The sequence below is a fragment of the Acetobacter sp. genome, assembly GCF_022483985.1.
GTDB lineage: Bacteria > Pseudomonadota > Alphaproteobacteria > Acetobacterales > Acetobacteraceae > Acetobacter.
In genome coordinates, this window is record NZ_JAKVME010000001.1 from 459,640 (window position 1) to 473,187 (window position 13,548).

A 13,548-nucleotide genomic window follows, 5' to 3' on the forward strand; every position below is an offset into this window, starting at 1 on the left:
AAACAATGTGTCAGAGCCTTCTGCGATAAGATGCCTCATCGCAGAAGGTTCTGACGTGTAGGGCATCTTCCGCATAGCATATCGATAATAAAAACAAGAATTTTGAATTCCGGTTTTCCTGAAAGCAGGGTTTGTCGGAACGTCTTCCAGACGGGCAGAAACTGGCGGACGCAGCTATTTGAGGCATGCACCTTTATGAATCGCCTTATCCAGCCGTTACCGTGAAACGATTATTGTCGTGTCCACAGTTCTGGCCGGATTTAAGTAATATGCCTGTGTCAGGAGCGTTCTGTCAGGCTGATGGCCAATTCTGTCGGCCTTGACCATCCCGTCAATCCGGGAGACACCCCGTCAACCGAACATATTTCCATCCGAGGGCTGATCCCATGACCGACATTCGTGCGCGCATTGCCGAAGACACCAAGACCGCGATGAAGGCTGGTCAGAAAGATCGTGTCACCACGCTCCGCATGATCGGCGCCAAAATCAAGGACGTCGATATCGCCGCACGCGGGCAGGGCAAGGAGGCGCTTTCGGATGATGATATCACCGCCACGCTCCGCGGTATGGTCAAGTCTCGTCAGGAATCCGTGAAGATGTACCTTGAAGGCGGTCGGGAAGACCTTGCCGAAAAGGAGCAGCGTGAAATCGAAGTCATTCGCGAATTCCTGCCTCCGGAAATGGATGAGGCCGCACTTGAAGAAGCCGTGAAGGCCGCCGTCTCCGAGACAGGCGCCGCCACCATGAAGGACATGGGCAAGGTCATGGGCGCCCTGAAAGCCAAATTCGGCGCATCTCTCGACCTTGGGCGCGCAAATGGCCTCGTCAAGGCGGCACTCTCCACCTAATCATGAACGTATGAGTCTTGACGCCGCCTTCCTTGACGAACTTCGTGCGAGAACGCCTCTCGCGCCCCTGATCGGTCGTCGCGTCAAGCTCACGCGTTCGGGTCGCAACTGGAAGGGATGCTGCCCCTTCCACGGCGAGAAAACCCCGTCCTTCTACGTTTACGACGACCATTTCCACTGTTTCGGGTGCGGCGCGCACGGCGACGCCATCTCCTTCGTCATGCAGATCGAAGGCAAGGGCTTCCCCGAGGCTGTGGAGACTCTCGCCGGAGAAGCGGGACTGAGCGTTCCCAAGCCCAGCCCTCGGGCCCGCGAGGAAGCCGCCCGGCAAAAAACTCTCGGCGACGTGCTTGAGGCCGCCCAACGTATCTATACTTACGATCTGCATCAGCCTTCCGGACGGTCCGGTCTCGATTATCTCCGCCGACGTGGTCTCACTGACGAAACCATTGCGGCTTTTGGTCTCGGCTGGGCCAGTGATCGTCGTAACGCCCTCGTGGACGCCCTCAAATCTCAGGGTATCACGCCGGAGGCGATGGCCGAGGCGGGGCTCATGCGTCTCGACGAGCAGGGGCGTCCGAAAGGCGAGCTGTTCTGGAACCGCGTGACGTTCCCCATCCGGGACCGACGCGGTGACCTCGTCTCCTTCGGAGGCCGTATCCTCGGCGACGGGCAGCCGAAATATCTCAACGGTCCCGAAACGGCGCTTTATTCCAAGAGGCGGCTTCTGTTCGGCTTCGATCGCGCCCGTCCCGCTCTCCGTGCGGCTCGCCCGAGGGGGGCGCTGCCAGTCGAGGCGCTGGTCGTCGAAGGTTATATGGACGTCATCGCGCTGCATCAGGCAGGGTTCACAGGGGCCGTCGCTCCGCTCGGAACCGCCATGACGCCAGAGCAGCTCGAAGTTCTCTGGCAGGCCACGCCGTCACCGATCCTCTGCTTTGACGGAGATTCCGCTGGTCGTCGCGCCGCCGTTCGTGCCGCCGAGACCGCGCTGCCTCTCATATCCGCGGATCGCGGTCTGAGGATATGCCTGCTTCCCGAAGGCGAAGACCCCGACAGTCTCCTTCAGCGACGTGGCCGTGACAGTGTCGCAGCGCTGTTCGCGCAGGCCCGTCCTCTGGCCGACATGCTGTTCGATCTGCTCTCCGAAGGCACGCCCGCGCAGCCAACGCCCGAGCAACGCGCCGCCCTCCGCAGCCGTCTTACGCAGGCCGCAGCAAAAATCGAGGACAAGACGCTTGGCGGTGAGTACCGCTCAACGCTTCTCGACAGGTTTTTTCAGACCTATCGGCAGAAGCGTCCCGCATATGGTGGAGGGCGGTCAGGGAAGGGCGGCGGTCCGGTTCTGCCCGACATCAGTCTGGGCACGCGGGCGGCGACACCTTTCAGTGGCGACAGGGGAAGTCTGGAGAAGCTGACGGATCTGGTGCTGCGGTATCCCTGGCTGGCTGAGCGTGTCGGGGATGCGTGGTGCCGTCTGGTGCTGCCGGAGGATCTGACCGATCTGCGCGCCGCGATCATGATGTTTGTGGAGGACGATCAGGATGCCGAAGGGCAGTTCCATTCCGAAGACATACATGCAAGATTGATGCAGGTTTTGGTGGTTCAGGGATTGAGCGGGAAAGCTGACGCTGTCATCAGGGCCTCCTGTAGTCCGACAGCAGAACGCAACCCCGATCCCGCGACGGCTGATGAGACGCCTGAAATGCAGTGGTGGCACTTTTATGCTAACGTCAACCGCCCGGAATTTGAGGCTGATGTGGTACGGGATACCGAGGCCTGGACGAGAAATGGGATGGACCCCGATGAATGGGACAGGCTGAAATCCCGAATCGACGCGCTGGCGGCATTGCGGCGTATGGAGGATGGGTTCAGTTGAAAAATCGTGTGTTACAGATGCAACACACGGATAACTTGCCCGTTTGTTGAGGGAGCAGCCTTGACTTCCGTGGTTGGATCGACCACCTCCACGCTGCCTTATTCTTTATGTGTGCATTTTGTGCTGTCCTGTTTTCCTTCTTCAGGAAGCGGGCAGAGGGAGACTATCCAGGGATGGCGATTAAGACTGCAACCGGGACGGGCACCACGTCTGGTGAACAGGACGGAGACAACGCACTCCTCGACACCCGCTCCGGCGCTGTTAAACGTCTGATAGCCAAGGGCCGTGAGCGCGGTTACATCACGTTTGATGAGCTGAATGCGGTTCTGCCACAGGATCAGATGTCTTCCGAGCAGATCGAGGATGTCATGGCTATTCTCTCCGAGATGGGCATCCAGGTCGTAGAGAACGAAGACAACGACGAAGCCGAGAGTCCGGCTGAGAAGACGGCCGAAGGCGAGGAAGAGGAAGCCGAGGAAGAGGAAGAGGCTGAAACGGAATCCGGGAGCGAGAGCGCCACTGGAAACGTCAGCGAAAACCTTGGCCGTACCGATGACCCGGTTCGTATGTATCTGCGTGAGATGGGGTCGGTCGAACTCCTCTCCCGTGAGGGCGAAATCGCCATCGCCAAACGCATCGAGGCCGGCCGGAACGAGATGATTGGCGGGCTCTGCGAGAGTCCGCTGACCTTCCGCGCCATTATCTCATGGCATGAGCGCCTCAAGGATGGCGACATGCTGCTGCGTGATATCGTCGATCTTGAAGCCATGCAGGCTGACCAGAACGGTCCGGAAGGCGTTCCGGCCGAGGGTGAGGACGGCGAAGAGAACGGTGAGGACGAGACGGACGAGGCTGAAGACGCAGAGGAAGTCGATGGCGCTGAAGGGGAGGGCAGCGGCCTTTCCCTCTCGGCTCTCGAAGAAAAGCTGAAGCCCGACATTCTTGTCCAGTTCGACGAAATCGAGCCGCTCTACGAGAAGCTCCAGAAGATGCAGGACAAGCGTCTGGAGGCGCTTGTCGCAGGTGAGGAAACCACCGACAAAATCGAAGCCGACTATCAGAAGCTGCGGCTGGAACTGGTGGCGAAGGTTGAGCAGGTTCATCTGCACAACAACCGGATCGAGGAACTGGTCATGCAGCTCAAGGAGCTGTTCCAGAGCCTGAACGCCTATGAAGGCCGGATGCTCCGGCTGGCGGAAGGCTGCAAGGTTTCCCGTGATGACTTCCTGCTGAAATATCGTGGCCACGAGCTTGAGCCGGGGTGGATGGACATGATCACGACGCTTCCGGGCAAAGGTTGGAAAAACCTTGTCTTGAAGCACACTGACACGATGAACGACCTGCGTACGCAGGTGGCCGAACTGGCGCAGGACACCGGTCTGTCCGTTGGTGAATTCCGTCGCGTCTACGCCACTGTCGCCCGTGGCGAGCGCGATTCAGCCCGCGCCAAAAAGGAGATGATCGAGGCCAACCTGCGTCTCGTGATCTCCATCGCCAAGAAATATACCAACCGTGGCCTTCAGTTCCTTGATCTGATTCAGGAAGGCAATATTGGCCTGATGAAGGCCGTGGATAAGTTTGAATACCGTCGCGGTTATAAATTCTCCACGTATGCGACATGGTGGATCCGGCAGGCCATCACACGTTCCATCGCTGATCAGGCGCGCACGATCCGTATTCCGGTGCATATGATCGAGACGATCAACAAGCTGGTTCGCACGTCACGTCAGATGCTGCATGAAATCGGTCGTGAGCCCGCGCCTGAAGAACTGGCTGAAAAGCTGGGAATGCCGCTGGAGAAAGTCCGCAAGGTTCTCAAGATCGCCAAGGAGCCGATCTCTCTCGAAACGCCGATCGGTGACGAGGAAGACAGCCATCTTGGTGACTTCATCGAAGACAAGACGGCCATCATCCCGCTGGATGCCGCCATCCAGACCAATCTGCGTGAAGCGACAACCCGCGTGCTCGCCTCTCTCACCCCGCGTGAAGAGCGTGTCCTGCGTATGCGCTTTGGCATCGGCATGAACACCGATCACACGCTGGAAGAAGTCGGGCAGCAGTTCAACGTGACCCGTGAGCGTATCCGTCAGATCGAAGCCAAGGCGCTCCGTAAGCTCAAGCATCCGAGCCGTAGCCGTAAACTCCGGTCGTTCCTCGACGACAACTGAGGTCATGGAGCCTGTTGAACGGGTTCTGGTGGACGTCACCTTTCTGGAGATGATCCACCCCCCGAGGTTTCCGGTAATCCCGTTGCCGCCGGGGTTCCGGATTGAACAGGACCATGCGCCGACCGTAGCGTTATACCGTCAGTTACACACGGATGTCGGCGGGAAGCATTGCTGGTGGATGCGTCGGGTTAAATCTGACGCTGAACTGGCGGGTATCCTCGCGGAGCCGAGGCGGTCATTCTTTCTGCTGAAGGAAGATACCGTTGTGCGGGGCTTTTTCGAATTTGAACTCCAGCCGCACAAGACGGTCAATCTCGCCTATTTCGGCTTGATGCCGGATATGATCGGTAAAGGCGTAGGACGCGCCTTTCTGTCTCAGGTCGTTGCCATGGCGTGGTCGGCCAACCCGCTCCGCGTGACAGTCAATACCTGCACGGCGGACCACAGGCGGGCCCTGCCATCCTATCTGGCAATCGGTTTCCGGATGCTGGGCGTCGTCAGGGAGGAATGGGACATCCCCATCCGGCTTGGGCTGCCTGTCCCGGAGCATCTGACCCGGCTCTGATCGTCATCCCTCAGAAGGAAAAAGCTGATGGGAGTGCGAAAAAACTTGCTTTTCATGTTCAGTCGTGTTTGATCGCCGCTCTTCCCTGCCGGGCGCGTGGCATCGTGTCCGGCTATACCCGTGCGTTCAGGGGTTCCCTGTCACGCAGCATCGCCGGAACGGTCCGCGGTGTTTGGGTTGAAGCAATCCGGAGGGACTGCATGCCATTGTATGAAACCGTGCTTATCGCACGTAACGATATCAACCAGCAGCAGGTTGAAGCTGTTGCCGAAGTGATCAAGGGCATCCTTGAAGCTGACGGCGGCTCCATCAAGAAGCAGGAATACTGGGGTCTGCGTTCACTCGCATACCGCATCAAGAAGAACCGCAAGGGCCATTATCTGCTCCTCGGTCTTGACGCGAAGCCCGAGACCCTGCGCGAAGTCGAGCGTCAGCTCAGCCTGAACGAAGACATTCTGCGTGTTCTGACCCTGCGCGTCGAAGAGATCGACGAAAACCCGTCTCCGGTTCTGTCCCGCAAGGGCGATGACCGTGGCGAGCGTGGTTTCCGTGGTCCGAAGCCGGCCGGTCGCTTTGAAAGCGGTCGTTCCTCACGTCGTTCCTACGACGATCGCGAAGAATATCGCGCTCGTGACGAGAACGTCGAAGCTGCAGCGGAGTAAGAACGAATGTCCGAAAGCAACGAAATCAATCCGGGCGCCCGTCGCGTAGCCGTTGGTGCGCGTCGTCCGTTCTACCGTCGTCGCAAGGCTTGCCCGTTCTCCGGGCCGAACGCGCCGAAGATCGACTACAAGGACGTCCGTCTGCTGAGCCGCTTCCTCTCGGAGCGTGGCAAGATCGTCCCTAGCCGTATCACGGCCGTATCCGCGAAGAAGCAGCGTGAACTGGCTCAGGCCATCAAGCGCGCCCGCTTCCTCGCCCTGCTGCCCTACGTTGTGGGCTGAGGGAGAAGATCATGGCTGCAACTGAAGTTATCCTGCTCCAGCGCGTCGAGCATCTCGGCCAGATGGGTGACCTTGTGAAGGTGAAGCCGGGTTATGCCCGTAACTTCCTTCTGCCACAGGGTAAGGCGATCCGCGCCAATGCTGCGAACCGTGAGCGCTTCGAGCGTGAGCGTATCCAGCTTGAGGCCCAGAACGTCAAGCGTCGTGAAGAGGCCGAGCGTCTTTCCGAGCGTATGGAAGGTCTGGCCGTTGTTCTGATCCGTCAGGCTGGTGACGGCGGCAACCTCTATGGTTCCGTCTCCACCCGTGACATCGCTCAGGCGACGACCGAGGCTGGTCTCACGATCACCCGTAACCAGGTGTTCCTGCCGCACCCGATCAAGTCTCTGGGACTGTATGACGTTCGCGTCGCACTGCATCCGGAAGTCTCCATCGCAGTGCGTGTCAACGTCGCTCGTACGGTCGAAGAGGCCGAGCGTCAGGCGCGCGGTGAAGTGATCGGCACCGAGGAAGAGGAAGAAACACCCGTCCTCGAACTCGTCGAAGAAGAGACTGCTTCCGAGGCTTCGGCTGAAGAAGAGGCTTCCGCGTAAGACTTCTGTCTTATCTGGAAATCCGGAAGGCCGGGGTGGTTTGACCATCCCGGCCTTTTTTGTTTGTGTTGTTTGCTGGCCTGGTAGAAGGGGCAAGTCTGTAGAGAATACGCAGAGGCAGGAAAAAGAGAATGACTTGTCTTCTGTCGTGAAAATTGTGGGAATGTCGTTATTTCGCAGACAGTATTTCGGGCTATGATCTCCCGGTTATCTCCTCGTTTGAAACGATGCAGATAGAGGCATGAAACCCTTGTCTGCCTTATGCGATAATATCTTTTCTGTGATGAAGAAAAGCAGATTCCGCCCTCCTGTCCGATAGGGATCGGTTATAAGAAACCGATCTGTTCGGTGTATGGGCATGGTCGTTATGGCCGGACATCTTGTTTTGGGAGAAATGATTTATGAAGAGCCTGGTTAAGATCCTGCTTCGGCGCTTTATTTCAGTCGGCTCTCTGGGAGTTGTCTTTGCCGACGGATCTTCCGCTCTCTTCAGAGGTCAGCAGCCGGGGCCTCACGCTGCGCTCCGTTTTACAGGTGTCGATGCCGAGAAACGTCTTCTGCTTAATCCCGGTCTGGGTTTTGGCGAAGCCTACATGGACGGTGGCATACAGCCTGACGGCTGCACGCTGTACGATCTGCTTCATGTCATGATGATCAACGCCATGAAACCGGCTGGTCATATTGGCGAGGCCATTTCCGCGACGGCGCGTTATGCGCGGCGCGGCTGGATTCAGTTTAATCCCGAAAACCGGTCACGCAAAAACGTCGCGCATCATTATGACCTCGATACGCGTCTGTACGATCTTTTTCTGGATAAGGACCGCCAATATTCCTGCGCCTATTTCCGCACAGGAAAAGAAACACTGGATGAAGCGCAGGAAGCGAAGAAACATCATATAGCTTCGAAGCTTCTGCTTGATCGTCCGGGGCTGGAAGTGCTGGACATAGGGTGCGGCTGGGGCGGGATGGCATTGACACTGGCCCGCGATTACGGAGCGATAGTGACTGGCGTGACGCTGTCGGTCGAGCAGTTGAAGATTGCCCGTGAACGAGCGCAGGAAGCCGGTCTTTCGCATCAGGTCAGGTTTGAACTGCTTGATTACAGACACGTTCAGACACGCTACGACCGGATTGTCTCAGTCGGTATGTTCGAGCATGTCGGCATTGGGCATTATGAAGTATTTTTCGGGAAAATTCGGGAATGCCTGAAAGATGATGGTGTGGCGCTCCTGCATTCCATAGGGCGGAGCGATGAGCCGGGAACGACCAACCCCTGGATTGATAAATATATATTTCCCGGCGGATATTCCCCCAGTCTGAGCGAAACATTTGCGGCTATTGAAAAGACGGGACTGTGGGTGACGGATTGTGAAATCCTCAGACTGCATTACGCGAAAACGATATCAGTCTGGCGTCAGCGTTTTGCGGAGCAGCGTGAAAAGGTCAGGCAGCTTTATGACGAACGTTTTTGCCGGATGTTTGAATTCTATCTGGCGGGAGCGGAACTTTCCTTTGAGGTGCAGGGTCATATGAATTTTCAGATTCAGCTGACCCGTGACATCGGTGCGGTCCCGTTGACCCGTGACTATATGTTCGAGGCTGAAAATTCTCGTGTCGGAGGGCAGACTTTCTGAATCATCGCCTCTACTGAAAGAAGCGATTGCCCGTGACGGTCAAAGCGTCTGCTGACCTCTCGTCATGAAAAATGTCAGTCCCGCTTAAACGCTGCGATGTAGTTCACGCCCAGATCCCGGCTTTCCCGCCATGTGCTGCCCAGCAGGGAAGGAGACATCCCGGCAATATCCTCCAGCCTCAGACCTGCCTGCCGTCCGTACTGCCCCAGTTCGGACGGCGTCACGAACTTGCGCCAGTCATGCGTGCCGACAGGGAGGAGCCGCATGATGTATTCCGCTCCCACTTTTGCGAAGGCAAAGGCGCGGGGAGTGCGGTTCATCGTTGAGACGAATACCCAGCCGCCCGGCTTCACCAGACTGGCAAGCATCGACATGAAAGCGGTCGGGTCGGTGACGTGCTCGATGATTTCAAGAGCCACGACGGCGTCGAACGTCACGCCTTCCGCGACAAGCGCTTCGGCGCTGCCGATGCGATAGGCGAGGGAGCCGGCCCCGGCGGGGAGCGGGTTGTCTTCAAGATGCCTGCGGGCGGCGGCAATGCCTTCGGCCGAGGCGTCCATCCCCAGCACGTCGTGCCCCGCCTTAGCCAGCGCCTCACTGGCCAGACCCGCTCCGCATCCGAGGTCAAGCACGGTCAATGGCGACTGTTTTCTGCTTCTCAAAGGCAGATGGCGGTCAATCCAGCCGATACGCAGAGGATTCATGGCATGCAAGGGCCGCATTGGTCCTGTCGGGTCCCACCACTCGCGGGCGATGGCGCTGAAACGGGCGATTTCTTCAGGAGAAACCGAGGCCGCCGAAGCGTTGACCTGTCCGGCGGCTGTTTCCGGCCCTGTTGTCTGCCAGTCACTGTCATGAGCAGAATGCATGAAACGACACCTTTCAACTGCGTTCCCGGCTGGACGTAAGCCAAGGGCGAGGTTATGTGACGCGGCTTGTACGCGTTGGCAATGGCTGGTCATGCAGGGAGGGGTTGCCTGATCAATATCGGCGACTTCCGATGTATACCGACAGTCCATTTGTCGAACGTAAGAGATAACACAAGACACGCAGGGTTCAGGTGGCGTTTCTGGCATCTGGACGCCTGCGTGAAAAGAGCAGGCCTCCGCATGGACGGGGGATGGAGACAGGTCAGATCATGGAGCGCACTCCACCACGGATCGTCATGAAATTCGGCGGCACGTCAGTTGGCGATCTTGACCGTATCCGTGCGGTCGCCAAACGGGTGCAGGCGCAGGTCAATGCCGGTTGCGAAGTGGCTGTCGTCGTTTCCGCCATGTCCGGCGAGACAAACAAGCTGGTTGGCTTCTGCGAAAGCCTGTCACCCCTTTACGATCCGCGTGAATATGATGCCGTCGTTGCGACCGGCGAGGAAGTCACCAGCGGCCTGCTGGCGCTGGCGTTGCAGACTCTCGGAGTGAACGCCCGCTCGTGGCAGGGGTGGCAGGTGCCCATCCGTACCGACGACGCGCATGGCAAGGCCCGGATCGACTCCATCGACGGCGAGGGTCTTTCCGCCTGCATGAAGGCTGGACAGGTGCCGGTCATTGCCGGTTTTCAGGGCGTCTCGCCCGAAGGTCGCGTGACAACGCTCGGACGCGGCGGGTCGGATACATCCGCCGTGGCCATTGCGGCAGCCGTCAAGGCGGACCGTTGCGACATCTATACGGACGTGGACGGTGTCTACACGACCGACCCGCGGATCGTGCCGAAGGCCCGCAAGCTCGCCAAGATCACTTATGAGGAGATGCTGGAACTGGCATCCGTCGGCGCGAAGGTGCTGCAGACACGCAGCGTCGAACTCGCCATGAAAGAGCGCGTGCGTGTGCAGGTGCTTTCCAGCTTCGCTGATGAAGCTCCCGCAGAAAATGGCCATCTGCCCGGGGCGCATGTACCCGGGTCGCTTGTGGTTGATGAGGACGAAATCGTGGAACAGGAACTCGTTACCGGCATCGCTTATTCCCGCGACGAAGCGAAGATTTCGATGCGCCGCATTCCGGATCGTCCGGGTATCGCCGCCGCCATCTTCGGCCCGCTGTCCGAGAACAACATCAATGTGGACATGATCGTCCAGAGCACCGGCGAGGATGGCATGACCAACATGACATTCACGACCAGCAAGACCGATCTGGCCCGCACCATGGCGGTGATCGAGGCAGCCCGTCCGGTCATTCAGTATGGTGAAGTCATCACGGATGACGCGGTCGTCAAAATCAGTGTCGTCGGTGTGGGAATGCGTTCGCATGCGGGTGTCGCCAGCACGATGTTCCGCACTCTTTCCGAGCGCGGGATCAATATTCAGGTCATCTCCACCAGCGAGATCAAGGTGTCCGTGCTGATCCCGGCAGACTATGCGGAGCTTGCCATCCGTGCGCTGCACACAGCCTACGGGCTCGACGCAGCGTAAAGCTGCTGTCCCTTCTGACGACGCCATGACGGAGCATCCAGTGACGATCAACGCCTCTTCTGACCCGCAGTCCTCTGACATGAAGGCTGCCCGCAGGGAACTTGATCACCTCTGGTCCCGTGGCGCCGCGTTTCTGGGCACGGAATACGCCATTCTCGGTGGCGCCATGTCGTGGGTAAGCGAGCGCAATCTCGTCGCGGCGATCTCCAATGCGGGTGGTTTCGGTGTGATCGCCTGTGGCGCGATGACCCCGGAGTTGCTGGAGAAGGAAATCGCGGCGACGCAGAGCCTGACCAGCAAACCCTTCGGCGTGAATCTCATCACCATGCATCCGCAGCTTGATGAACTGGTTCAGGTCTGTCTCAGGGCCGGTGTGGGACATATCGTTCTGGCTGGCGGCATTCCACCGTCAGCCGCGATCCGCGCCGCCAAGGATGGTGGCGCAAGGGTCATCGCTTTCTCCCCGGCGCTCGTTCTGGCCAAGCGTCTCATGCGCATGGGGGTGGATGCGCTGGTGATTGAGGGAGCGGAAGCGGGCGGTCATGTCGGTCCCGTGTCTCTGACTGTGCTGGCTCAGGAAATCCTGCCGCACATTACCGAGGTTCCGGTCTTCGTGGCCGGTGGCATTGCCCGTGGTGATGCGATTGTCGGTTTTCTGGAGCAGGGTGCGGCAGGCGCGCAGTTGGGAACGCGCTTTGCTGCGGCGGAGGAGAGCATCGCTCACCCGCGTTTCAAGGAGGCGTTCATCCGGGCCGCGGCTCGTGACGCAACGACTTCCGTTCAGCTTGATCCCCGTTTCCCGGTCATCCCGGTTCGTGGTCTGGCGAATGAGGGGAGCAAGAACTTCCTCGCGCATCAGGCCGAGACGCTTCGACGGTTTCAGGCGGAAGAACTGACCAAGGAAGAGGCCCAGCTTGAGATCGAGCATTTCTGGGCTGGCGCCTTGCGTCGCGCCGTGATTGACGGTGATGTCGAAACAGGCTCGGTCATGGCCGGACAGTCGGTTGGTATGGTAAAGACCGTCCAGTCGGTGAAGGACATCATTGAAGAGCTTGTCCAGCAGGCTGTCGGCGCTCTGGCTCAGCGGAGCGCCCGTCGAGGAGAGTGAATGAGCGTGGAGACCTCGAAGCGAATCGAGGAAGACACAATGGGGAGGAATGAACCGCAGGACACTGCGCAGAGCCCTGATCAGAATCCTGATCAGACTGCGGAGGCATCCCGTGCGTGGTCTGTTCCGCTGCCCGATTTTCATTCTCTTGGCGTGGGGCACGCGCTGAGAATACGTCGGGAAACGCTTGGCTGGTCGCTCCCCGATGTCGCGGCGTGGCTCTGCATCAAACAGTCCTATCTCGAAGCTCTGGAGCAGGACCGCGCGGACAGTATTCCCGCTGGCGCCTATGCGCTCGGTTTTCTGCGCACCTACGCTTCGGCTCTGGGATTCCCCGCCGAAGCAATGGCCTCCCGCTTCAAGCGCGAAGTCCATAATGTCGCGAAAAAGCCCGAACTGACCTTCCTGACTCCCGCGCCGGAACGGACGGTTCCGGCGAGCGCCTTCGTGCTGGCCGGACTGTTCGTCGTCATGCTGGCATATGTCGGCTGGTATGCGATGGGTGGCCATGAACCGATGCGTCTGGAGAAAATTCCGTCCGTTGCCAGTGTGATGCCGGGCGTGAACAATCCCGCCGCGCCTTCACCGCAAATTGCGACGGTGATGCCCGACGCCGCACCTTCGGTCCTGAACGGCAGCGTAACTCCGCCTGCTCCGGCGACGCATCCTGACGTATCCAGCCATGTCAGCACGGATGATTTTGCAAAAGCAGTGACCATGCCGCCGCCGGAGCAGCCTGCCGGATACGGTGTGGTAGGGCCGGTATCGCCAGACAGCGGGACGGCTGAAAGCGGTCATGCCTCACCGGAAACGCCCGTTCCATTGAAGGCCGCGCAGATCAGGGCCACGGCCAAAAGCTGGATTCAGGTGAAAGCCGATGATGGCAGGATCATCTATGATCACATCATGGAGCCTGAGGAGAGTTGGGAGTTCCCCAGAGAAGGGGCTCCGTTCACACTGACGGTTGGAAATGCGGGGGGCGTGATTCTGGCTGTGGGTGATGTGACGACCCAGCCATTGGGGCGCGATGGAGCCGTCAGGCGTAATATCCTCGTCACCGAAGCGGCGATCCGGGATGGAAGCGTCACCGGTCTGACGTTGAAAGCGACCGACGGCACGGCTATGCCTGCTCCCGCGCATGATGATATCCCGGCAGAAGACAGCGCCCCGATTCCCCTTCCGCCGCCGCCTGTGGTAAAGCCACGGGTGTTGCGTCCGAAATCAGCGGTTTCGGAAAGCGGGGAGCTTTCCGCGGATGATCTGAACGCACGCCAGTTGAAGACTATGGGTGATCCTCGCTGATGCGCCCCGCATGGAATGCTCTGCCTTTTATCGCCACGGGTTGCGGTGTGCACTCTAGGCAGGGCTTGCGCTCTGGCTTTCGGGTGACAAATTTGGCAGG

General features: G+C 58.9%; 12 protein-coding genes. 11 read left to right on the forward strand and 1 reads right to left on the reverse strand.

Annotated features, from left to right (window positions below; all coding sequences use genetic code 11):
* The first annotated feature begins 386 nt into the window (after positions 1-386).
* The 8 genes from LKE90_RS02025 to LKE90_RS02060 all read left to right on the forward strand — a co-directional run bounded on the left by LKE90_RS02025 (position 387) and on the right by LKE90_RS02060 (position 8,631).
* Positions 387-848, forward strand: a complete 462-nt coding sequence (locus tag LKE90_RS02025) for a GatB/YqeY domain-containing protein (RefSeq protein ID WP_291491169.1) — start codon at positions 387-389, stop codon at positions 846-848.
* Positions 849-858: 10 nt separating this feature from the next.
* Positions 859-2,727: a DNA primase gene (dnaG, locus tag LKE90_RS02030; protein ID WP_291491170.1), complete on the forward strand. Its 1,869-nt coding sequence runs from the start codon at positions 859-861 to the stop codon at positions 2,725-2,727.
* Between the two features lie 173 nt (positions 2,728-2,900).
* The gene (rpoD, locus tag LKE90_RS02035; protein ID WP_291491171.1) at positions 2,901-4,895 is read left to right on the forward strand and encodes an RNA polymerase sigma factor RpoD; all 1,995 of its coding nucleotides are present in this window, start codon (positions 2,901-2,903) and stop codon (positions 4,893-4,895) included.
* 4 nt (positions 4,896-4,899) lie between these two features.
* Entirely contained in the window at positions 4,900-5,460 is a 561-nt protein-coding gene (locus LKE90_RS02040; RefSeq protein ID WP_291491172.1) for a GNAT family N-acetyltransferase, read from the forward strand.
* A 200-nt stretch (positions 5,461-5,660) separates the two neighbouring features.
* On the forward strand, positions 5,661-6,122 hold the full coding sequence (gene rpsF, locus LKE90_RS02045; RefSeq protein WP_291491173.1) for a 30S ribosomal protein S6: 462 nt from the start codon (positions 5,661-5,663) through the stop codon (positions 6,120-6,122).
* 6 nt (positions 6,123-6,128) lie between these two features.
* Positions 6,129-6,404: a 30S ribosomal protein S18 gene (gene rpsR, locus LKE90_RS02050; protein ID WP_010668229.1), complete on the forward strand. Its 276-nt coding sequence runs from the start codon at positions 6,129-6,131 to the stop codon at positions 6,402-6,404.
* Between the two features lie 11 nt (positions 6,405-6,415).
* Positions 6,416-6,997: a 50S ribosomal protein L9 gene (rplI, locus tag LKE90_RS02055; RefSeq protein ID WP_291491174.1), complete on the forward strand. Its 582-nt coding sequence runs from the start codon at positions 6,416-6,418 to the stop codon at positions 6,995-6,997.
* A gap of 401 nt (positions 6,998-7,398) precedes the next feature.
* Positions 7,399-8,631, forward strand: coding sequence for an SAM-dependent methyltransferase (locus LKE90_RS02060; RefSeq protein ID WP_291491175.1), 1,233 nt, complete (start codon positions 7,399-7,401; stop codon positions 8,629-8,631).
* 74 nt (positions 8,632-8,705) lie between these two features.
* On the opposite strand, the gene ubiG is transcribed toward LKE90_RS02060, so the two are convergent.
* Positions 8,706-9,500, reverse strand: coding sequence for a bifunctional 2-polyprenyl-6-hydroxyphenol methylase/3-demethylubiquinol 3-O-methyltransferase UbiG (ubiG, locus tag LKE90_RS02065; protein ID WP_291491176.1), 795 nt, complete (start codon positions 9,498-9,500; stop codon positions 8,706-8,708).
* A gap of 269 nt (positions 9,501-9,769) precedes the next feature.
* Between ubiG and LKE90_RS02070 the strand changes: the two genes are divergently transcribed.
* The 3 genes from LKE90_RS02070 (at position 9,770) to LKE90_RS02080 (ending at position 13,448) form a co-directional block, all read left to right on the forward strand.
* A complete protein-coding gene (locus LKE90_RS02070; RefSeq protein WP_291491279.1) occupies positions 9,770-11,038 on the forward strand; it encodes an aspartate kinase in 1,269 nt (422 codons plus the stop codon).
* A gap of 79 nt (positions 11,039-11,117) precedes the next feature.
* On the forward strand, positions 11,118-12,146 hold the full coding sequence (locus LKE90_RS02075) for an NAD(P)H-dependent flavin oxidoreductase (RefSeq protein ID WP_407066039.1): 1,029 nt from the start codon (positions 11,118-11,120) through the stop codon (positions 12,144-12,146).
* Entirely contained in the window at positions 12,147-13,448 is a 1,302-nt protein-coding gene (locus LKE90_RS02080) for a helix-turn-helix domain-containing protein (RefSeq protein ID WP_291491177.1), read from the forward strand.
* The last annotated feature ends 100 nt before the right edge of the window (positions 13,449-13,548 follow it).

Excerpts from the sequence above, each read along its gene's own strand:
- rplI (WP_291491174.1), top strand. The coding sequence starts at position 6,416 with ATGGCTGCAACTGAAGTTATCCTGCTCCAGCGCGTCGAGCATCTCGGC.
- LKE90_RS02070 (WP_291491279.1), top strand. The coding sequence starts at position 9,770 with ATGGAGCGCACTCCACCACGGATCGTCATGAAATTCGGCGGCACGTCA.
- dnaG (WP_291491170.1), top strand. The coding sequence starts at position 859 with ATGAGTCTTGACGCCGCCTTCCTTGACGAACTTCGTGCGAGAACGCCT.
- LKE90_RS02060 (WP_291491175.1), top strand. The coding sequence starts at position 7,399 with ATGAAGAGCCTGGTTAAGATCCTGCTTCGGCGCTTTATTTCAGTCGGC.
- LKE90_RS02040 (WP_291491172.1), top strand. The coding sequence starts at position 4,900 with ATGGAGCCTGTTGAACGGGTTCTGGTGGACGTCACCTTTCTGGAGATG.
- rpoD (WP_291491171.1), top strand. The coding sequence starts at position 2,901 with ATGGCGATTAAGACTGCAACCGGGACGGGCACCACGTCTGGTGAACAG.
- LKE90_RS02025 (WP_291491169.1), top strand. The coding sequence starts at position 387 with ATGACCGACATTCGTGCGCGCATTGCCGAAGACACCAAGACCGCGATG.
- rpsR (WP_010668229.1), top strand. The coding sequence starts at position 6,129 with ATGTCCGAAAGCAACGAAATCAATCCGGGCGCCCGTCGCGTAGCCGTT.
- ubiG (WP_291491176.1), bottom strand. The coding sequence starts at position 9,500 with ATGCATTCTGCTCATGACAGTGACTGGCAGACAACAGGGCCGGAAACA.
- LKE90_RS02080 (WP_291491177.1), top strand. The coding sequence starts at position 12,147 with ATGAGCGTGGAGACCTCGAAGCGAATCGAGGAAGACACAATGGGGAGG.
- rpsF (WP_291491173.1), top strand. The coding sequence starts at position 5,661 with ATGCCATTGTATGAAACCGTGCTTATCGCACGTAACGATATCAACCAG.
- LKE90_RS02075 (WP_407066039.1), top strand. The coding sequence starts at position 11,118 with ATGAAGGCTGCCCGCAGGGAACTTGATCACCTCTGGTCCCGTGGCGCC.